The sequence below is a fragment of the Alloprevotella tannerae ATCC 51259 genome (assembly GCF_000159995.1).
In the GTDB taxonomy this organism is placed as follows: Bacteria; Bacteroidota; Bacteroidia; order Bacteroidales; family Bacteroidaceae; genus Alloprevotella; species Alloprevotella tannerae.
Genome location: NZ_GG700643.1, coordinates 1,009,919 through 1,028,863 on the forward strand (window position 1 = coordinate 1,009,919; position 18,945 = coordinate 1,028,863).

Sequence of the window (18,945 nt, forward strand, 5' to 3'; positions counted from 1 at the left end):
GTTGTTTGTCTTAAAAAGTTAGGATGAAAATACTTCAAGTCATCACCTCGCTGCGAGTGGGAGGAGCGGAAACCTTAGTTGTTAACTTGGTGACTCGTCTACGGGCCGCCGGTTATCAAGCCGACGTTTGTATCCTTGACGATTTGTCGACACCCCTAATAGATCGCTTGCTGGCGAATAATCCCGGTGTCAAACTCTACAAGTTAGGCAAGGGCTTTTACCATCCTTCCTATATCTTCCGCCTTTATCGTTTGATGAAAGACTATGATATTGTCCACACGCACAACTCTTCCCCCCAGTTGTTCGTAGCTATTGCCGAGTTGTTTAGGAAAGTAGGACTATGTACTACAGAGCATACGACCTCCAACCGCAAACGCGATTGGAAATGGTACGCGCCGATTGAAAGTTGGATGTATGGGCGTTACGACAGTGTCGTTTGTATCAGCGAAATAGCAGAAAAGAAATTGCGCGAGTATATGGGCGGCGATTGGCAGTGCCCGGATGCTGCTCGCTATAAAAATATTACGACGATTAACAACGGAGTTGATGTAGAAGCCATTTATAATGCCGCTCCCGACCCCGAACTCCTGCGTTTGAAAGGTGGGCGCACGGCATTCTTGATGGTGGCCGGCTTTAGAGATGCCAAAGATCAAGATACCTTGATACGCGCTTTGAGTCGTTTGGATCGCGAAGCCTATGAAGTATGGCTGGCCGGTATTGGCGAACGCCAAGCGGAGGTGGAGGCTTTGGTCGAATCGCTGCACTTGACCGACCGCGTACGCTTTTTGGGCTTGCGCACAGACATCCCCAATGTTTTGAAAGCGGCTGACATCATCTGCATGTCCTCCCACTGGGAGGGACTTTCACTTTCCAATGTCGAAGGAATGTCGGGAGGAAAACCGTTTATTGCCAGTGATGTCAATGGTTTGCGCGAAGTGACCAAAGGCTACGGCCTCCTTTTCCCCCACGAAGACGACAAAGCCTTGGCCGAGACCATCGAGCGCTTGCGGCAGGATGCTGACTATTATAAAACGACGGCCGAACGCTGCCTCCTACGCGCCCGCCAATTTGATATTGGCAAGATGGTTGCCGGATATGAAGCCGTCTATCACAAGATTTTGAGCAATAAGTAGCGTATGAAAAAGAAGCTCATCCGCATTACGACCGCCGACATCAGTCTTGACGGCCTTCTGAAAGGGCAACTGCGCTATATGAATCAGTATTACGATGTCGTGGCCTTGTCCAACGATACGGGCTGTTTGCGTAGCGTCGGCGAGCGTGAAGGTGTGCGCACGATCGAAGTGCCGATGCATCGTGAGATCGCTCTGCTGCCTGACTTGAAATGCCTTTGGCAGCTCTACCGGACGTTTCGCCGCGAGCGGCCTTTTATTATCCACAGCAATACGCCCAAGGGCAGTTTGCTCGCGATGATTGCCGGCTGGTTGGCGCGCGTCCCCCATCGCCTCTATACCGTCACCGGTTTGCGTTATCAAGGTGCGAGCGGACTCTTCCGCAAAATTCTGATGACAATGGAGCGTTTGAGTTGCGCATTTGCCACGAAGGTGATTCCGGAAGGCGAGGGCGTGAAACGAACGCTCTATGCCGACCGCATTACGCGCAAACCGATGCGCGTCGTACTCAACGGCAATATAAATGGTATTGATACACAGCATTTCTCTCCCGCAGCCGTTGAAGCGACGCAGGGAGCTGATGCTCGCTCTCGTATGCGCAGCTCGCTCGGATTTCGCCCCGAAGATTTTGCATTCATCTTTATCGGACGAATCGTGGGCGATAAAGGGATGAACGAATTGGCTGCTGCTATGCGACGCTTGGTACGGGAGCAGCCCGACTGCAAACTAATCTTGGTCGGCAGGTTTGAGAGCGAGTTAGATCCCTTACAACCCGAGAATGAAGCCTTTTTGAAAGAATCGCCCGCAGTTTGTTACGTTGGTTATCAACAAGACGTTCGCCCCTATTTGTTGGCGGCCGATGCCTTGACCTTTCCGAGTTATCGCGAAGGCTTTCCCAATGTCGTGATGCAGGCCGGCGCGATGCAACTTCCTGCTATCGTTACCGACATTTTGGGTTGCAACGAAATCGTAGAGGCTGACCGCAACGGACTGCTGATTCCGCCGCGCGATGAGGCGGCCCTCTACGAAGCTATGCTGCGTTTCCTGCAAGATCGACCCTTGGTCTGCGATTTAGCACGCAATGCGCGTCCGATGATTCTCTCTCGCTATGAGCAACGTGCCGTCTGGGAAGCATTGCGCGAGGAATATGATCGCCTATAGATAAAAGAATAGATCCGCGTGGCGCAAGTAGAGATCCTTCTCTAAATCATTGTATTTCTGATACTCCTTGTGCGCTCATCTATCTCTTCTTTCTGTGGATTACCGGCTCATTCGAGACTTTGTTCATCACATCTTTTCTTTTAATGTACGCAGTTTGATTGGCACATAGTCGGCTTCAATTGATCGGACAACAACTTTTCTGAAAACTTTCAACGCATATAACGCTACACAGCACTGCTCACTTCATTGTTTGGCCCCGGCAAACGATAGTTTTCCTCTGGCAAACAATGGTTTGTTCCCACCAAACGATAGTTTGCTGCCGGCAAACGAAACAAGATGCAGTGCGCCGCATTCAAATATCAGCGCAGAATACGCTTTTTCGCTATATAAAATAGCTATTATTTCGGCTTCAATAGTAGAAACATATAAGTTTTGTCGCTAAGCCTCGTCGGACTTTAACGGCTTGCATACGATTTGCAAACGATCTTCAGCTTTATCAACCATTACGTATGTACAAACATTTTTTTAAACGCTGCTTCGATTTTATTATAGCATTGGTGGCCTTGATTTGTCTTGCACCGCTTTTGCTGATCGTGACCCTTTGGCTGCATTTTGCGAATAAAGGCGGTGGTGCTTTTTTCTTACAAGAGCGTCCGGGCAGACATGCGAAGATTTTTCGCGTGATTAAGTTTAAGACCATGAGCGATGAGCGTGATGCAAACGGCAGGTTGCTCCCCGATGAGCAGCGTTTGACACGCGTAGGCCGCTTCGTTCGCTCCACTTCCATTGACGAATTGCCTCAATTTATTAACGTCCTGAAGGGCGATATGTCGCTTATCGGCCCGCGTCCCTTACTCGTTCGCTACCTTCCCCTCTATTCGCCGGAGCAGGCCCGCCGCCACGAGGTTCGTCCCGGAATTTCGGGCTGGGCGCAATGCCATGGTCGCAACGCCATCAGTTGGAAGCAGAAGTTTGCCTACGATGTGTGGTACGTAGATCATCTCTCGTTAATGACAGACTTGAAGGTCATTTATTATACAATAAAATCTGTCCTCAAACGCGAGGGAATTTCGCAGGAAGGACAGGCAACAATGGAGGCTTTTGATGGGACAAACTGAGATGAGATGTATAGCTGTTTTTGGGGCCGGAGGAATGGGGCGAGAGGCCGCTTGCGTCATTGAGCGGATAAATGCGAGTTTACCGTCTCCGAAATGGCAACTTATTGGTTTTTTTGACGATGGTCGAGAGAAAGGATCAACCAATGAATTTGGAAAAATATTAGGTGGTATAGCTGAACTAAATCAATATCCGGCCGATTTAGCCTTGGTCATAGCAATAGGCAATCCGGAGGTGCTTAGAAATGTGTATGAGAAGATCCAAAATCCCCATATTTCCTTCCCTAATATAGTCGACCCGACTGTTGATGTTTGGCATCCGGAGACATTTATGATGGGTATGGGGAATATTATTTGCCCTTATTGTCAGTTGTCTTGTAATGTTAATATCGGCAGTTTTAACTTGCTGAACGGCGATGTGAGTTTGCGCCACGATGTCTTGATGAAAGATTTTAATAGTTTGATGCCCGGCGTTCGTATTTCCGGTGGCGTTAGAATAGGGTCGAATAATTTCTTCGGAATGCAAGCGTCTGTTGTGCAGTATAAAACGATAAGTGATGGCATTAAAGTGGGTGCCGGCGCTATCGTTATGAATGATATAACATCCCCAGGCTTATATGTGGGGATTCCGGCAATTTCGCATAGTTTGAAAGCGAGATAGCCTATCAAAAAAGATTTGTAGCTGTTCTAAAAACAAAAAATAGATGGCAAACCGTACGTATTTATGCTTAGCTCATATGAGCGGCAATGAGATGAAGTACATTCAAGAAGCATTTGATACCAATTGGGTGGTGCCTTTGGGCCCCAATGTCAATGCTTTCGAAGATGAGTTGGCACGTTTCGTGAAGTCCGTTGATGCCAAAAAAGACTTTGATGACGAGGATTACCCGCAGCGCATTATGGCGCATTGTGATGATCCGGAACAATTATGGCTTGATAGCTTACCTGGCTTGCAGGACAAGAGCGTTGTGGCGCTTTGCTCCGGCACGGCAGCCATCCATTTGGCACTAATCGCTTTGGGGGTGAAAGCCGGCGATGAGGTAATGTGTCAGAGCTTTACTTTCTGCGCCAGTTCCCATCCCGTAACTTACTTAGGGGCTGTTCCTGTTTTTGTCGATTCAGAGCGGGAAACTTGGAATATGGATCCGGAACTGCTGGATCGTGCCATACAAGATCGTATTACGAAGACCGGCAGGAAACCTAAAGCTATCATCGTTGTATATCTTTATGGTATGCCGGCCAAGATCCGCGAGATTATGGACGTGGCGGCGAAATACGACATTCCTGTCTTGGAAGACGCTGCCGAAGGCTTGGGCTCGCGCTATGAAGGTCAGGTTGTCGGGACGTTTGGCCGCTTTGGCGTACTGAGTTTTAATGGCAACAAGATGATTACTACCTCCGGCGGCGGTGCACTTATTTGCCCCGACACTGCGACAAAGCAACGCGTGATGTTTTTCGCGACTCAGGCGCGCGAAGCCTTTCCTTACTATCAGCACGAAGAGATTGGCTACAACTATCGTTTGAGCAACGTTTGCGCCGGTATAGGTCGCGGACAAATGACTGTGCTTGACGAACATATAGCTCATCATCGCCGCGTGGCTCGCTTGTATGAAGCGGCATTTAGTAAGATTGATGGTATAACTTTCCACGGAAATCCTGATGGAGAATGTGATTCAAACTTTTGGCTGAATACGATTCTCTTAGCGCCTGAGTTGAAAATCAAAGGTCAAGCGCAGACTTACACGCAGGCAGTTGAAGGCGCTGTCGGTGGCGCTGCGGGCGTGGTGCACACTACGGGGCAAATCCACACCGATTGTGAACCTGCGGCCAACGTAGAAGCCTTGCGCATAGCTTTAGATAAGGTAGGCATAGAAAGTCGCCCACTCTGGAAACCAATGCATAAGCAGCCCGTTTATCAAACAAGTCCCGCCTATGTTAATGGCGTAAGCGAAGAACTCTTTTGCCGCGGCCTCTGCCTGCCGTCCGGCCCTTGCGTGAGCGAAAGTGAGGTAGAAAGGATCGTGGCCGAGATAAAAGCGGCATTAGATTAAGCAACTTCTAATTATAATGGTGGTTATGAAAGACTTTTTCAACAAACTCATCAATTGGTATTTCAGGCGAGATTCGCTGCCTTATTGGTGTGTACTCTTCATTGATTGTCTGATTTGCTATCTTTCCGGGATTTTTGTGTTCTTCCTCTTCTTCAGAGGTTACAATACGATGATTCATTTCGTCCCACTGACATACACGTTGCTTCTTTATATGGTGTTCAATGTCTTGGGATTTCGCGTTTTCCATACCTATTCAGGTGTAATTCGCTATTCCTCTTTTATTGATTTACAGCGTGTGGGCTACGCGATGGCTTTGGCTTGTGGTTGTGTGTTGATTTTACATTATCCGATCCTCTTTTGGGAAGGTAATAAATGGTTCTTGCCGCTTCATACGCGCCATATCTTGGCCATTTATATAGTTGCTACGGTTTTGTTGTGGGCTTTTCGCGTTATCGTCAAGATGCTTTATGATACGGCGTTTGATAGTGATGGCGCCGCTGCCGCTTTGATTTATGGCGTTAAGAATGGCGGTATAGGTTTGGCGAAAAATATAAACAACGAGAAGCCTCGGCGCTTTCGCCTCAAAGGCTTTATTTCTCACGATCCCACACTGAAGGACATCTTCTTAATGGGGCAGCGCGTCTACCAAGCAGACAGTGATTTAGAGGAAATCATTAAAGATTCGAAGATCAAAGCCGTTCTGATCTCTCCCTTGCGCAACGATGAGTTTCGTAGTAACGAGAAGTTGCAAGACCTTTTGATCAATGCCGGCGTACATATATATATGACTGAAGGCGCGCGCGAGTGGGACGGCTCTTCAGAAAGCATACCCCAAGCGACGCTAAAGGAGATCAGCATCGAAGACCTTTTGCCGCGCGACGAGATTCAGGTTGATATGCAGAGTGTAGGTCAAGAAATAGCCGGCACGCGCGTTTTGATTACCGGATCTGCGGGCAGCATTGGCAGCGAGATGGTTCGGCAAATCAGTTTGCTGAAGCCGGCCGAATTGATGCTTATCGACCAAGCAGAGACACCGCAACACGACATACGCCTGTTGATGTTGCACGACTTCGCGGGCATTAAAGTCTCGACTATCGTCACCTCCATTACGAACGAGATAAGGATGGAAAAGATTTTCTCCGCCTTTCGTCCCGACTACGTCTTTCACGCCGCCGCTTACAAGCACGTGCCGATGATGGAAGACAACCCGAGCGAGAGTATCCTCAACAATGTCAACGGCACGAAGATAATAGCCGACTTGAGCGTCAAGTTTGGCGTGAAGAAGTTCGTGATGGTTTCTACCGACAAAGCCGTAAATCCTACCAATGTAATGGGATGCAGCAAGCGAATTTGCGAAATCTACGTGCAAAGTCTTGACAAGGCAGAAAAAGAGAACAAAGTCAAAGGCACGACCCAGTTTGTTACGACCCGCTTCGGCAATGTCTTGGGTTCCAATGGCTCCGTCATCCCCCTTTTTGAAAAGCAGATCCGCGCCGGCGGTCCGGTTACCGTCACAGATCCCAATATTATCCGCTTTTTCATGCTTATTCCCGAAGCCTGCAAACTGGTTTTGGAGGCCGGCACGAAAGGCAATGGCGGCGAGATCTTCGTATTTGATATGGGCAAACCCGTCCGCATTGCCGATTTGGCCAAGCGTATGATTCGCCTTTCCGGTGCTACGAATGTCGAGATCGAATATACCGGTTTGCGCGCCGGAGAAAAATTGTATGAAGAAGTCTTGAACGATAAAGAGGGCACACTTCCCTCCTTTAATGACAAGATCCGCATTGCCAAGGTGCGCGAATACGATTACGCCGATGTGAAGCAGAAGATAGAAGAACTGATTCAGACGGCGCGCACGGCTGACGATATGACCATTGTGTGCAAGATGAAGGCCATCGTGCCCGAGTTTCTTAGCAAAAATTCCGTCTATTCTTCACTCGATCACGCCCAAACTCCCTCTTGAACAGATTATGACGACAATCCAAGTGCTCTTGGCCTTGCTGCGCAATGCTTTGTGGGGACATCCTGTTGAAAAAGAGTTGCGCGAGTCTGTAGATTTTGCACGATTGTCTAAAGTTGCTAAGCAGCAAACGGTAGCCGGCCTCATTTTTGGGGAATTAGTGCGTCGGCAGTTTCCGCTTACGCCGCGTGATACCCTGATGGCTTTCGGTTTTACGCAGCGCGTGGCGCAAGCCAATGCACTCTTGCAGCACGAGTTGGCTAATCTGGTCAACGTGATGCATAGAAAAAAACTCCCCTTCTTCGTTTTTAAGGGCCAAACCTTGGCCGCGCTTTATCCGCATCCGGAAGAGCGCACGCCGGGTGATATAGATTTCTATTGCCCTCCGTCGTCGTTCGATGCCGCTGTCGCAGTGTTTCAGGAAGAATGGAAACTCAAGCTTGAGCGCCAAGCCGGCGAGCACGCCATCGAGTTCAATCACGGGAAGGTCTTGTTTGAGATGCACTATGAAATGTTGGATTTCAACACAAAGGCAGATCGGCTTTATTGGGAGCGGCTTTTAAGCGATACACCTACTGATTTTGTAGAGGTGAACGGGTTAAAAGTACCCACGCTCGCTCCAACGCTCAATGTGCTCTATACTTTTTTGCACCTATATCTTCATTTGGTCGAGCTTGGTGTCGGATTGCGCCAGTTTTGCGACGTGGCAGTGTTGCTCCACGCCTTGTGCGACAAAATAGATCGCGCGGCCTTGCAAAAGCATCTCAAGGTCCTGAACTTTACGCTCGCTTTTGAGGCTGTCGGGTGGATACTTATAGATAAACTCGGCTTGCCGCCGGAAGATTTTCCTTTACCTATATCCGAGAAGGCCAAACGCTACGAGCAAGACATCTTGCGCATTGTCTTTTTGGGGGGTAATTTTGGTAAGCAAGCCAAGCACCACGCCGTGCGCAGCGGATTGAGTTATTATTGGGAGACGTTTAGAATCAAGCTCCGCCATTATAGACTCTTCTACGCCCTTTCCCCGCGCCATATACGTGCCGCATTGTTTAGCGGACTGCCGCATCGTATCTCCCTTTTGTTGGGTTTGAAGAAATAAAGTTTTGGGGCATTAAACGCTCCATTCAATATACAACACAGACAATCATAAAACAATTCGACTAATTAAAACATTATGCAGGTAGGAGATAAAATACCCGAGATTTTCGGTGTAGATCAAGATGGTAAAGAGATAAAAGCAAGCGACTATCGCGGGCGAAAAATAATCTTATATACTTATCCGAAAGCCAATACGCCAGGTTGCACGGCCGAAGCCTGTTCTTTGCAGGCGCATAAAGAAGAATTGGCTGCTGCCGGCTATGCTATCGTCGGCGTGAGCAAGGATAGAGTAGAACTACAAAAGAAATTTGCCGACAAACAGGGGCTTGATTTCCCCCTGATCGCTGATACTGAAACGACCTTACTCCAAACTATCGGTGCTTGGGGCGAGAAAGTCAACTACGGACGTCGCACGCTCGGCATTCTTCGCACAACTTATTTGGTCAACGAAGAGGGAATCGTCGAAAAGATCTTCACGCCTAAAGAAATCAAAACTAAGATTCACGCCGAACAAATTTTGGACTACATCAACAAATAAGCCCCTATGCAAATCCTGCTGGCCAATGCGAAGATGATGGTTTGCCCGACGGAAGTCGCCGCAAAGCCGCTGACGGTTCCTGCGTTTCAGGCGGAGGCTGATCGGCTCGCAAAAGAAATGGCCCGCCTCAATCTTGACGAGCTGGCAGCGCAGCTGGGGTGTAGCCGGCAGTTGGCTTTAGAGAATCAACAGCGCTATCAAAACTTCTTTTTAGCCGAAAAGATGCCTGCCATAATGGGCTACAACGGGCGCGCCTATCAAGCGCTGATGGCGCACACGCTCGATGCGGCCGCCCTGTCCTTTGCGCAGGAACATTTGTACATCACCTGCTTCCTTTACGGCTTGTTGCGACCGATGGATGCTATCGTGCCGTACAGAATGGAGTACACCGTGCGCTTGGAAGCAACAAACGACAAACCCATTGATCGCTTTTGGCGCGATAAGTTGACGGATTACCTCATCCGTGCCGTACAAGCCGACGACGGCATTTTGATCCACCTTTCGACCGGCGAATATGAGCGCCTCTTCAATTGGGCGCGCGTCAGCCGTGAAGTAAAAGTGATCAAGCCCCTCTTTTATGTTCGCAAGCAGGGCCGGCTGCACGTGCAAGCCGTTTGGGCAAAAGCCTGCCGCGGCGCTATGGTGCGTCATCTGCTCCAAACTGCGGCTGACCAACCATCAGCTTTGGCCGACTTTACTTACGAAGGCTTTTCCTATGCGCCCCATTTGGGCGAACCGGCCTTCCCCCATTTCGTGAGAGAGGCCTGACGAAACGCCGGTCGCACTGAAAACGACTACCTTCTAACGCCGTTTGACTATCGTATGATCTACGAAGTCGAACGGCGTTTTTTGTTTCTTGACTCGTGCAGACTTACTTTCGCCAATTTTTATCACGATAAAAAAGGTTTGCGCTCACGATGAAAACTGCTTGTGCTCGTGATAAAAAAGGCTTGCGCTCGTGATGAAAAAGGTAGAAGATGGGAGATGTCGGCCGCAAATAGCGTTGAACAGACTGGAAATAAGCGGCTGCGTTAGTTGGCCGGCAGCCGGGGTGGAGTAGTATGAAGCCTTTCGGGTTGCATCGAGCGATGGCATTTTCATCTATTGGTTGCTGATGATGTGATATGAAGCCTTTTTTGTCGAGAATATTTGTTGTACATTATTTTTATTCGATTTTTGAAAGGGGAATATGCGCTTATATGTATTGAAAATCTTAGACTTGTTCGTGAAATTTTCAAACTATAATATAGTGGAATCAGTTTTCAGCGTGTAAGAAAAAGAATGACAAGAAGCAGCGTGGAAATAAAGCGCCGAAAAGGTTTGAACCGCTGGTGTTAAAATCCTTTCCGGAAATTTGTTTTGTAGTGCTGAAAAGCGTATTTTTGCCTATACGCAAATTAGAATTAAACACTTTTGAGATGTTAATGCAAGTCAGCTTGGACGATGTGCGTCCCTATGCCAGCCTCCGAGCACCCGATACAGATAATAACCTGATCATACTCGATAATTTTCGCAACGTAGCCTTTACGGGCAAGACCCTTCAATTGGGTTTTATGCTTTGTTGCTACTGCAATCGGGGTAGCGCTTCTTTCGTGCTCAACGGGAAGGCGTATGAGATGGGACCCGGCGATTTCTTGGTGGGTTTTGGTGAGCAAGTCTTTGAAAAATGCCGGCCGAGCGAGGACTTTCGCGGGCGCATTGTCTTAGTATCTCAAGAGTATTGCAAAGAGAGCTTTGTGGGCTTGCAAAACCTTTGGCCCTTCTTGCTTTATCTTTTGCGGAATCCCGTAATTCATCTTTCAGAAGTAGAACAGATTTGGCTCTTTGAGAGCTTTGCAGCCCTCATTCGTCGCCTTAAAAACGAGTCGCACGGCTATCGTAAAGAAGCCATTTTGATGTTGATGCGCGTGTTCTATTTTGACGTCTGCGATTTTCTGGCCAAGCGCAATCCGGAAGCGATGCAGCACTCCGCACATAGCTACGTAATCTTTGACAAGTTTATCAACCTGGCGCAGGCTTGCTATATGGAGCATCGTGAAGTGAAATGGTATGCCAACGAAATGGGGCTCTCCTCCAAATATTTATCAGAGATCGTAAAGACCGTAAGCGGCCGGACGGCCGGGCAATGGCTCATGTCGCTCGCGCTTACGCAGATCAAATCGCTCTTGCGCAACACGGGTTTATCCATTAAGGAAATTACGGCGCGCATGCACTTCCCTAATCAAAGTTTCTTGGGTAAGTATTTTAAGAATGCCACAGGTATTTCTCCCTCGGATTATCGAAACGGGAAAATAAAAAATGTTTAGTCGCCCCCGTTTGGGTTGAAATGAAGAAAAAATCTGCTTTCAACAAGTGTATTCACCTGTGAAAGCAGATTTTTGCTTTAATTGGATGCCTTCAGTTTCTCACAAGCTACCTTCACATTAGCTCTGCCCTTCTTGTCAACGATACAGGGACTTTGAAGATAATATTTCCCATTATGCCGATACAGTTTTACCAACGAAGGGGAGCGTTGTAATGACTGAGACAAGCTGTTCATTTCGCTCAATGAACGACCATAAACCAATGTTAACTCATTCTCCGACTCGCTCTTTACGGCACAAAGTATGCGGAATGTGACCATTTGACCATTGCCCTCGAAGATGCAACTGTTTCGTTTAATATCCAGCGTGTAGCCGACAAAGACCGGCGGAAGCTCTGATGCCTGTAGATAGTATTCATAAGTTCCCTGCCAGCTGGCATCCTTTACCTTAAATCCAAGTGTTTTCTTCTTGTTCACAGATGCTATACTATCCTCCGGAATCTGCACCCTTGAATACTGCGGCAGAGCCTTTTTCTGCTCGGTTTTTATCCGTTGCCCCGCAAGACTCCGTTGAGCATTACAGGTCATACAAAGCACCAACAACAGACACGAAATAACCGTATTTTTCTTTGCTTTCTTCATAGATAAGACAAATATAGGCAGATGCTTTCTTTCCTACAAGGGTGGGAGCGACATTTCTTCTTGCCATTAATTTTTCTTATCTGGCAACCTAAATATTCTTTTCGCGCCTCACTGCCGACTTCACAAGGCATATACTATGTACTTAATTCCTATCTATTGCTGTCCGATAAACGTCAAAAAGAGTAGGAAAGACCGCCTCAATCGCTGAAACAATGCGGTTGAGGTTCTCTTTTTGGCATTCCAAGCCCCCCCTAATCAAAAAGCGAAGGCATTTGAGGGCTTTCGGCCGCTTCTTTCAGGCATGCTTCCCAATCTTTTTCGGGATGATTAAAGAGGCTGTAGAAATCCACATAGTACATCAGTGTTATCCTGACCATTGTGGCCAACCCCGAAAAGCTCCAAGAGCGTATGAGCCTCCTCCGCATTATCATGAGCAGCAGGTTGGCGATCAACGTTACCCAAATCTGTATCTTGATGGCATTGGCACTCTCTCCATAGAAGTATTTGAGTGGAAAGTTCTGCTTTATCTGCTTGGACAACAACTCTATGGCCCATCTTTTGTGGTAGATATCCATGATTTCGAGCGGGTCCGAGGTCATGTCGTTAGTCAGGAGGGAGATGAGTTTGCGCTTCTGAACATCGACATAAGTGACGATGCGTGCGTGATGGACAATGCTGGAACCGCCCTTGAGTTTCTTTCGGAAAGTAACCCGTTGTACACGAACCTGCATCACCCCTTCCGGCGTTTGACACATGACATCCTCCTCTATCGTGTATTGCAGGTTTTTCTTCATCTTCGTGACATAGACGACGCCGCGCTCAGTCATCTGCTGAAACTTCGCATAGTCGATGTAGGCACGATCCATGGCAATGATATCCCCCCTGTTCAACGTGGCCGGCAAGAGCATAAAAGAGTCGTTGGTGGCTGCGGAAGTGAAGCGGATGTCCGATGGAACTCCCTCGTTGGCTTGGATTATACTGTGCACTTTGATACCCCCTTTCTTTTTACCTGTTTTGGGATGTCTGCCTACGCCTTTGAAGAGCAGGTTGGAGAAGAGGGTAATCGTTGTGGAGTCGATTATCTTCAGCCGTTTCATCCATTTCGGTTCATTTTTTCTTGTGCACAACCGGCTGTCCGAAGAAAGAAGATGACGATGCTTGGCGTATAAATCCCTATAAACGGCCTCAAAGACCGCCTCCGAACGCCTTTTGTTTCCATCCGCCAAAGTGCTCCTTGAAGTCATCCTGAAGATGCCGAGATGGCGCAGCTTACAGGCCTCGGCCTGAAGGGACGCGGTGATTTCACGTAGAGAGTCGAAACGCATGATGACGGCATAAAGCATCACAAGCAGATGAGTCCAAGCGTCAAAGCTCTTGACATAGCGTTCTGCGCCCTGTTCGCTGCTTATGCGGAGGATTTCGGACTTGTTCAACAATTTTATGATCTGAGAATAGAGCGGCTGTCCGCTAAAATGTGTACTTTTACCCATGGTTAAATGTTTTTTTGTCGAATACAAATTAACCATTAAGGGCTGACTTTACAAAACGAAATCAGCCCTTTACTTTTTGCCCTCTCCAAAAGAACGGCATATCAATCAAAAAACTTTTATCGGACAGCAATAATTCCTATCAGACATATAAGTTAGATTGAAAGTCAATGAACATCGCGAAAAGTCGATAGATCTTACTATATTTGTCTCGATATTCCGGAAAAAGAGTATAGAAGCTCTTTGCAGATGACGGAGGCCGGTCTCTGTCATTTATGCAGGCTTGCACAGGACTGCACAGGAACAAGAATCACAAAGAAAGGATATAAGATTGATGGAAAGGAAGTTTGAACAGTCTGCTGAGACGCAGATACAAGGCAATAAGGCCGACAACAAAAAAGAAATGGTTACCCACAAACAGCATGGGCTATTGGCAAATACACATAAAAAAAAGTGGATGAGTCTCATCTTGCTTATCGTCATCATAGGAATTGCTTGTGGTCTTTTTATCGGGCTAAAAGCCCTTACACCACAGTCTAGACAGGAAAGAGAAATGCTCACTAGAAAATTACCACCCAACCAACGTACAAACGGACTGGCTATTTTCACTATACCGGAAGGCTTTGTCTGTCAGAAACAGGATGTCAGTAAGGACTTAGGCGATGATATAGTATTCAAACTGAAGCATAATGCCGTGGGATCTCTGGGCATTTATTCATTTTATACATCGGATGATTTCAAGACAAAAGTATATAATAATTTGGAAAAGCTTACACTCGAAAGCCTTAAAGACAAATCTCCCAAACTGGTTGCAGAGGGTAGGGAGAATATAAACGGTAATACCTGTGTTTTTCGTGTCTGGCGCTTTCAGAAAGAAGGTAAAACTCTTTACTGGCGTTTCTGCTCCGTTACCGATAAGAGAAAGGAGAAAGTTTGTGTCATAAATGCCTACGACAATGGTACGTCAGGCTCTTACATCCTAGATTTGGTCAAATCAATAAGATTCGAATAAACGCCCTTTTTTGAGGAAAGTCTGAGCGGTGATGAGATAAACTCATCTCGTCTTTCATCCGCCCTCTAACAAAAGAGGGTACATCTCTAAAGAGTTTTTCGACCACAACGATAATGGATAAAGCCTCTCAAAGGAGTGCATACGGTAGCTATCTATGTATTGTTTAGTTAAAAATGTGCTTTAATATAAAGTTTGCTCTCTCAATATTTTGTAGTCCCGGAAAATGTCTATACCTTTGCAACCGCTTTCAATTAGGAGGCGGGTAGACTAAAGTTTTGCCTTCAGGAGAGATGGTAGAGTGGTCGATTACAGCGGTCTTGAAAACCGCCGTGCTGAGAGGCACCGGGGGTTCGAATCCCTCTCTCTCCGCTGGAAGTACTCTGGAAAAGACTTCAGAAAACGCTTCGCAAAACCAGTAAGTATCGTAGCTTCAACAAGTTACGATACTTTTGTTTTATACTTACACGTTTTTTCAGAGTACGTAAGGAGGGTGCCGAAACGCCCAAAATACTCTCCTACGGTTACAATCTGGTTACAAAAAGATGAACCGAATAAAAATTGTAACCAAGAGTACGTACAGAGATTGTTTAGAGTACTTATATATTGCTGTTATTCAAATGATTATGTGGAACTTTGCAGCGGGGTATACGGAAGTTTATTCCAACCATTCAGGCAGTAAACACCTTTCAATGTGAATACAATTTCCCGTGAACCCGGCTACAATTAAAAACAGTCAATGTATGAAATCAATTTTCAGAACAGTCTTCTATCTCAGAAGCAACTATGTAAACAAGGAGGGCAAGACCCCGGTGATGTTGAGGATTTACCTTAACAACGAACGGTTGTGCATAGGTTCATCCGGAGTCGCCGTTGAACAGAACCAATGGGACAGTACGCGAGAACGGGTGAAAGGACGCAATACCGAAGCCCTAAGTATGAACTTGCAGTTGGACAGCATCCAAAACGACCTGCAAACCATCTATCGCAAGTTGGAAATGACGAACGACCTGTGCTTGGAACGCATCAAGTCCGAGTATCTTGGCAGGCAGGACAATGTCTGCACACTCATGCAGCTTTTCGAGAAGCATAATACGGACATACAGGAACAGGTCGGCGTATCGGTTAGTGTGGCAACATTGCAGAAATACAATGTTTGTAAGAAACACTTCGCGGCTTTCTTGTATGAAAAGTACAAACGCAATGACATTCGCCTGTCCGAATTGACATTCACAGTCATTCATGACTTTGACGTTTATTTGCGTACAACCGCCGGGCAGAATCCCAATACGGCCACGAAAACGATGAAGACTTTCAAGACCATCACCATACTGGGAAGGAGGATGGACGTGTTGAACCACGACCCGTTCATAAATCACCATTTCCACTTGGAGCCGGTAAACCGTGGCTTCCTCACGGACGAGGAAATCATGAAGATTGCCAACAAAGATTTCGGCATCCATCGCTTGGAACTGGTAAGGGACATTTTCATCTTCTCTTGCTTTACAGGTCTGGCATATATAGACGTGTCCAACCTTACGCCGGACAACATCGTTACGCTTGATGACAAGCAATGGATCATGACCAAACGTCAGAAGACAAACGTGGAGACCAATGTGCTGCTCCTTGACATTCCCAAGCGCATCATCGCCAAATATGGGCATAAGACCTATCGGGACGGTAAGCTCCTTCCGGTACTTACAAACCAGAAGATTAACGCTTATCTCAAGGAAATTGGCGACCTTTGCGGTATCAAGAAGAACCTGACCTTCCACCTTGCCCGGCACACGTTTGCCACGATGTCACTGAGCAAAGGCGTTCCGATGGAAAGTGTGTCAAAGATGCTGGGGCACACCAACCTAAAAACCACCCAAATCTACGCGCGTATCACGAACAAGAAGATAGAGCATGATATGGAAGAACTGGCTGGCAAGCTCGGCAAGTTCAATACGGCAATGGGCGTTTAATATGATTAATGTGTAATCCCTAAAATAAAAGACTTATGGAAACAACAAAGAAAGAGCTATCTTACTTCCGATTGAAGTTAGAGACCTATCTTGGTGAGCATTTTCCTGAAATGCTGAGTGACAAATCGTTCGTAACGGCAAGAGCCGACGAAGCTCTTACCACCTACTGCGATGCAGTGGCACAAGGCTTCTCGCATCCCGGAGCTGAGAGTATGGCAAGTGAAGTGCTGCATCGAGGACTGCATTTCTCAAAGTATGATACGCTTGTGTCTGTCTTGGAGAATGAGTTTGAGAAAGAGCTGCCCTCCCCACTCCCCGAAAGACTGTCCCCGATACTTTTGAAGAACAAGGCTGTGCAAAGCGTTTTCGCCAAGTATGACCTTACGGACGAATTTGGCGCAAGTCCTGAATACGAGAAGCTTTACACCGAACTGACCGGTACAATCGTCCTGCTTATCGAGGACAATCACCTGCCGACAATAGACGGCGAGAGCGATATTGTATAATAACCGTGTTCTTTATCCTTTTAAAGAAACACTGTTTCCTAAAAGGTTCATTTTTTGCAGCAAGGTGGTTATCTGTTTTGAGATAACCACCTTTTGTTTTCTCACGATTATGGTTCTTATGGTCTTATAGCCGATAGGAACTCATTCCTCAATATTTTACCGGATAGCAATTGCAAATGATAAAGCGACAACCTTTAAGTCATTTTTTCCACATTATGTATCCGCACCCTGATTGTCTATTGGTTATATAAAACTGTGACACAAAGCAAGATTGAAAACACTGCCACCAGGATGGTGGTAGGTGCCGGCACCTTAATGGCCAAAAATACCGTGAAGAGCACAAGCAATATGTTTATGGCAAGCGTGTAACGGAAAGTGACGGGCATTTGAAGCTGATAATGCAAGCCATTGGCTAAACCGGCAAATACAAGTGCCAACCCCGCACTGAAAAACCAAAAGGCTTCGGCTGAAAGTTGGTTGTATTTCTTGAAACTGAGTGCCGAATGGGCGATGCCTAGCAACATTATCCCAACAATGGCAACAAGATGCAATGTCCTCATAAGTCAAAAGTTTATGTCTTTTTCACAAAGGTACGAATAATTGTAACTATTCAGCGATAATGAACGTTGAATATCAAGAACTTATAAACGTAACATTGTGGCAAAAAGGTTCAAAATGACATTCTTTACCAAAATTTGTATGTGTTTTTTATGTAACTTCTTGATAATCAACAGTGGTTTATACGCCTTATCGCTGAATAGTTACGAATAATTTCTATAAAAGGGGCATGTGGCCAGTATAAGTCATAGCCGGTTATCACCGACAGTGGCCACATTCTCTTTTCCCCTTATCTTGGCTTTGCACTTTCGCTTCTTTTCCGAAACTCCACCTTATGCAATGTCATAAAGGCGGATGCTGTTCCCTTTTTATCCGCAAAGGTAGTACGGGGCTTACGGCTTCTCCAAGGTCGCAGCCTTTGGTTTGGCTGGAAAATCTCCACGCCTGCGGGTAGTATTTTCCGCCAAAACCTTGTGTAAGCCACGCCCCGCTACCTTGATTTTGCTACAAAAAGGAATCAGCATACTCCGATCTTTGGACGCATAAAAAAAATGTCGTTATGGATAAGCAGAAAGTAGATACAACATCTTCGATGAACAGAAAAGGATATAGCTCCTCCTCTCATTACCGCATTAACCCTGTGGTTGGACAAAGTGGGCAAATGTTGGCAATCAAGTTCGTACAATGGGACGTACCCTCTTTGGAGAGCCTTTGTAACAGCAAGGTCTATATCCTGCGTGCAAAACTCAATCGTGACGAACGTATGAGCCGTGAGGAAAAGAATTGGCTATGTGAAGCGGTGAACTCAAACACTTATTTCCGTACAGCCGTTCCTCTTATGGGCTACCGCTTTGATTTCTTTGATGTACTGAAAAAATACCTTGTAAATCAGTACGGACAATGGACAGAGTACTATGCTCCCGACAGAGCAAGCCTGAGAACCTACCTATACGGACACATCAATCAAATTGTAGAACTCCCTAAACATTAAGAAGACATGAAAGGAACGGAACATTTCACACGGACAATAGCCGAGTATCTCAACCAGCGTGCAGCGTCAGACCCCTTGTTTGCCCCCAACTTGATGAAGCCTAACAAGAACATAGAGGATTGTGTAACCTACATCTTGAACGAGGTGAAGAAAAGCGGTTGCAATGGTTTCGACGACGATGAAATCTACTCTATGGCAGTGCATTTTTTCGATGAGGATAATATCGACATCGGCAAACCGCTCGATTGCCACGTGGCAGTAAACCATGTGGTACAGCTCACAGAAGAGGAAAAGGCGGAAGCACGCAAGCAAGCCATCGAGCAGTACCAACGCGAACAGCTTGCCAAGATGCGCAGCCACAGCGAGCGAACCAAGAAAGCGGAAAACAAGGTTGCACAACCCTCCTTATTTGATTTTTAACCCTTAG

The 18,945-nt window shown here is 46.7% G+C and carries 18 protein-coding genes, 1 tRNA gene and 1 pseudogene; 16 read left to right on the forward strand and 4 right to left on the reverse strand.

Annotated features, from left to right (window positions below; genetic code table 11):
- Nucleotides 1-23: 23 nt before the first annotated feature.
- The 10 genes from GCWU000325_RS10155 to GCWU000325_RS10200 all read left to right on the forward strand — a co-directional run bounded on the left by GCWU000325_RS10155 (nucleotide 24) and on the right by GCWU000325_RS10200 (nucleotide 11,362).
- Nucleotides 24-1,133, forward strand: coding sequence for a glycosyltransferase (locus GCWU000325_RS10155; protein ID WP_006256533.1), 1,110 nt, complete (start codon nucleotides 24-26; stop codon nucleotides 1,131-1,133).
- Between the two features lie 3 nt (nucleotides 1,134-1,136).
- Complete coding sequence (locus GCWU000325_RS10160; RefSeq protein ID WP_006256534.1) at nucleotides 1,137-2,291, forward strand: glycosyltransferase family 4 protein; 1,155 nt, start codon at nucleotides 1,137-1,139, stop codon at nucleotides 2,289-2,291.
- A gap of 509 nt (nucleotides 2,292-2,800) precedes the next feature.
- Nucleotides 2,801-3,409, forward strand: a complete 609-nt coding sequence (locus GCWU000325_RS10165) for a sugar transferase (RefSeq protein ID WP_006256537.1) — start codon at nucleotides 2,801-2,803, stop codon at nucleotides 3,407-3,409.
- A gap of 1 nt (nucleotide 3,410) precedes the next feature.
- Nucleotides 3,411-4,067, forward strand: coding sequence for a PglD-related sugar-binding protein (locus GCWU000325_RS10170; protein WP_040599822.1), 657 nt, complete (start codon nucleotides 3,411-3,413; stop codon nucleotides 4,065-4,067).
- Nucleotides 4,068-4,110: 43 nt separating this feature from the next.
- On the forward strand, nucleotides 4,111-5,457 hold the full coding sequence (locus tag GCWU000325_RS10175; protein WP_040599644.1) for a DegT/DnrJ/EryC1/StrS family aminotransferase: 1,347 nt from the start codon (nucleotides 4,111-4,113) through the stop codon (nucleotides 5,455-5,457).
- Nucleotides 5,458-5,482: 25 nt separating this feature from the next.
- A complete protein-coding gene (locus tag GCWU000325_RS10180) occupies nucleotides 5,483-7,423 on the forward strand; it encodes a polysaccharide biosynthesis protein (protein WP_040599646.1) in 1,941 nt (646 codons plus the stop codon).
- A 7-nt stretch (nucleotides 7,424-7,430) separates the two neighbouring features.
- Nucleotides 7,431-8,519, forward strand: coding sequence for a nucleotidyltransferase domain-containing protein (locus GCWU000325_RS10185; protein WP_006256544.1), 1,089 nt, complete (start codon nucleotides 7,431-7,433; stop codon nucleotides 8,517-8,519).
- A gap of 75 nt (nucleotides 8,520-8,594) precedes the next feature.
- On the forward strand, nucleotides 8,595-9,056 hold the full coding sequence (locus GCWU000325_RS10190) for a peroxiredoxin (RefSeq protein WP_006256545.1): 462 nt from the start codon (nucleotides 8,595-8,597) through the stop codon (nucleotides 9,054-9,056).
- A gap of 6 nt (nucleotides 9,057-9,062) precedes the next feature.
- Nucleotides 9,063-9,824, forward strand: coding sequence for a YaaA family protein (locus GCWU000325_RS10195; RefSeq protein WP_006256546.1), 762 nt, complete (start codon nucleotides 9,063-9,065; stop codon nucleotides 9,822-9,824).
- 650 nt (nucleotides 9,825-10,474) lie between these two features.
- The gene (locus tag GCWU000325_RS10200; RefSeq protein WP_154646645.1) at nucleotides 10,475-11,362 is read left to right on the forward strand and encodes a helix-turn-helix domain-containing protein; all 888 of its coding nucleotides are present in this window, start codon (nucleotides 10,475-10,477) and stop codon (nucleotides 11,360-11,362) included.
- A gap of 77 nt (nucleotides 11,363-11,439) precedes the next feature.
- Here the strand turns inward: GCWU000325_RS10200 and GCWU000325_RS10205 are convergent, their stop codons facing one another.
- The 3 genes from GCWU000325_RS10205 to GCWU000325_RS10210 form a co-directional block, all read right to left on the reverse strand.
- Nucleotides 11,440-11,835 carry a DUF5991 domain-containing protein gene (locus GCWU000325_RS10205; protein ID WP_154646646.1) on the reverse strand — a complete coding sequence of 132 codons (396 nt, stop codon included), beginning with the start codon at nucleotides 11,833-11,835 and terminating at the stop codon, nucleotides 11,440-11,442.
- Between the two features lie 100 nt (nucleotides 11,836-11,935).
- A complete protein-coding gene (locus GCWU000325_RS12535) occupies nucleotides 11,936-12,067 on the reverse strand; it encodes a hypothetical protein (protein WP_262480467.1) in 132 nt (43 codons plus the stop codon).
- A 184-nt stretch (nucleotides 12,068-12,251) separates the two neighbouring features.
- The gene (locus GCWU000325_RS10210) at nucleotides 12,252-13,490 is read right to left on the reverse strand and encodes an IS4 family transposase (protein WP_040599648.1); all 1,239 of its coding nucleotides are present in this window, start codon (nucleotides 13,488-13,490) and stop codon (nucleotides 12,252-12,254) included.
- A gap of 331 nt (nucleotides 13,491-13,821) precedes the next feature.
- Here GCWU000325_RS10210 and GCWU000325_RS10215 point away from each other — a divergent pair, with 331 nt between their 5' ends.
- The 4 genes from GCWU000325_RS10215 to GCWU000325_RS10230 all read left to right on the forward strand — a co-directional run bounded on the left by GCWU000325_RS10215 (nucleotide 13,822) and on the right by GCWU000325_RS10230 (nucleotide 16,969).
- A complete protein-coding gene (locus GCWU000325_RS10215) occupies nucleotides 13,822-14,499 on the forward strand; it encodes a hypothetical protein (protein ID WP_006256552.1) in 678 nt (225 codons plus the stop codon).
- A 284-nt stretch (nucleotides 14,500-14,783) separates the two neighbouring features.
- Nucleotides 14,784-14,868, forward strand: a tRNA-Ser gene (locus GCWU000325_RS10220).
- 371 nt (nucleotides 14,869-15,239) lie between these two features.
- Complete coding sequence (locus GCWU000325_RS10225) at nucleotides 15,240-16,463, forward strand: site-specific integrase (protein WP_006256554.1); 1,224 nt, start codon at nucleotides 15,240-15,242, stop codon at nucleotides 16,461-16,463.
- A 35-nt stretch (nucleotides 16,464-16,498) separates the two neighbouring features.
- Nucleotides 16,499-16,969 carry a DUF1896 domain-containing protein gene (locus GCWU000325_RS10230; protein ID WP_006256555.1) on the forward strand — a complete coding sequence of 157 codons (471 nt, stop codon included), beginning with the start codon at nucleotides 16,499-16,501 and terminating at the stop codon, nucleotides 16,967-16,969.
- A 236-nt stretch (nucleotides 16,970-17,205) separates the two neighbouring features.
- Here the strand turns inward: GCWU000325_RS10230 and GCWU000325_RS10235 are convergent, their stop codons facing one another.
- Nucleotides 17,206-17,529, reverse strand: coding sequence for a hypothetical protein (locus GCWU000325_RS10235; protein WP_006256557.1), 324 nt, complete (start codon nucleotides 17,527-17,529; stop codon nucleotides 17,206-17,208).
- A gap of 332 nt (nucleotides 17,530-17,861) precedes the next feature.
- On the opposite strand from GCWU000325_RS10235, the pseudogene GCWU000325_RS10240 reads away from it, so the two are divergent.
- A pseudogene (locus GCWU000325_RS10240) lies at nucleotides 17,862-18,518 on the forward strand (hypothetical protein).
- Nucleotides 18,519-18,524: 6 nt separating this feature from the next.
- Nucleotides 18,525-18,938 (forward strand): PcfK-like family protein, encoded by a 414-nt coding sequence (locus GCWU000325_RS10245; protein WP_006256560.1) that lies wholly within the window; start codon nucleotides 18,525-18,527, stop codon nucleotides 18,936-18,938.
- Nucleotides 18,939-18,945: the final 7 nt, after the last annotated feature.

Coding starts and splice junctions, on each gene's coding strand:
- GCWU000325_RS10155 (WP_006256533.1), top strand. CDS start 24: ATGAAAATACTTCAAGTCATCACCTCGCTGCGAGTGGGAGGAGCGGAA.
- GCWU000325_RS10160 (WP_006256534.1), top strand. CDS start 1,137: ATGAAAAAGAAGCTCATCCGCATTACGACCGCCGACATCAGTCTTGAC.
- GCWU000325_RS10165 (WP_006256537.1), top strand. CDS start 2,801: ATGTACAAACATTTTTTTAAACGCTGCTTCGATTTTATTATAGCATTG.
- GCWU000325_RS10170 (WP_040599822.1), top strand. CDS start 3,411: ATGAGATGTATAGCTGTTTTTGGGGCCGGAGGAATGGGGCGAGAGGCC.
- GCWU000325_RS10175 (WP_040599644.1), top strand. CDS start 4,111: ATGGCAAACCGTACGTATTTATGCTTAGCTCATATGAGCGGCAATGAG.
- GCWU000325_RS10180 (WP_040599646.1), top strand. CDS start 5,483: ATGAAAGACTTTTTCAACAAACTCATCAATTGGTATTTCAGGCGAGAT.
- GCWU000325_RS10185 (WP_006256544.1), top strand. CDS start 7,431: ATGACGACAATCCAAGTGCTCTTGGCCTTGCTGCGCAATGCTTTGTGG.
- GCWU000325_RS10190 (WP_006256545.1), top strand. CDS start 8,595: ATGCAGGTAGGAGATAAAATACCCGAGATTTTCGGTGTAGATCAAGAT.
- GCWU000325_RS10195 (WP_006256546.1), top strand. CDS start 9,063: ATGCAAATCCTGCTGGCCAATGCGAAGATGATGGTTTGCCCGACGGAA.
- GCWU000325_RS10200 (WP_154646645.1), top strand. CDS start 10,475: ATGTTAATGCAAGTCAGCTTGGACGATGTGCGTCCCTATGCCAGCCTC.
- GCWU000325_RS12535 (WP_262480467.1), bottom strand. CDS start 12,067: ATGGCAAGAAGAAATGTCGCTCCCACCCTTGTAGGAAAGAAAGCATCT.
- GCWU000325_RS10210 (WP_040599648.1), bottom strand. CDS start 13,490: ATGGGTAAAAGTACACATTTTAGCGGACAGCCGCTCTATTCTCAGATC.
- GCWU000325_RS10215 (WP_006256552.1), top strand. CDS start 13,822: ATGGAAAGGAAGTTTGAACAGTCTGCTGAGACGCAGATACAAGGCAAT.
- GCWU000325_RS10225 (WP_006256554.1), top strand. CDS start 15,240: ATGAAATCAATTTTCAGAACAGTCTTCTATCTCAGAAGCAACTATGTA.
- GCWU000325_RS10230 (WP_006256555.1), top strand. CDS start 16,499: ATGGAAACAACAAAGAAAGAGCTATCTTACTTCCGATTGAAGTTAGAG.
- GCWU000325_RS10235 (WP_006256557.1), bottom strand. CDS start 17,529: ATGAGGACATTGCATCTTGTTGCCATTGTTGGGATAATGTTGCTAGGC.
- GCWU000325_RS10245 (WP_006256560.1), top strand. CDS start 18,525: ATGAAAGGAACGGAACATTTCACACGGACAATAGCCGAGTATCTCAAC.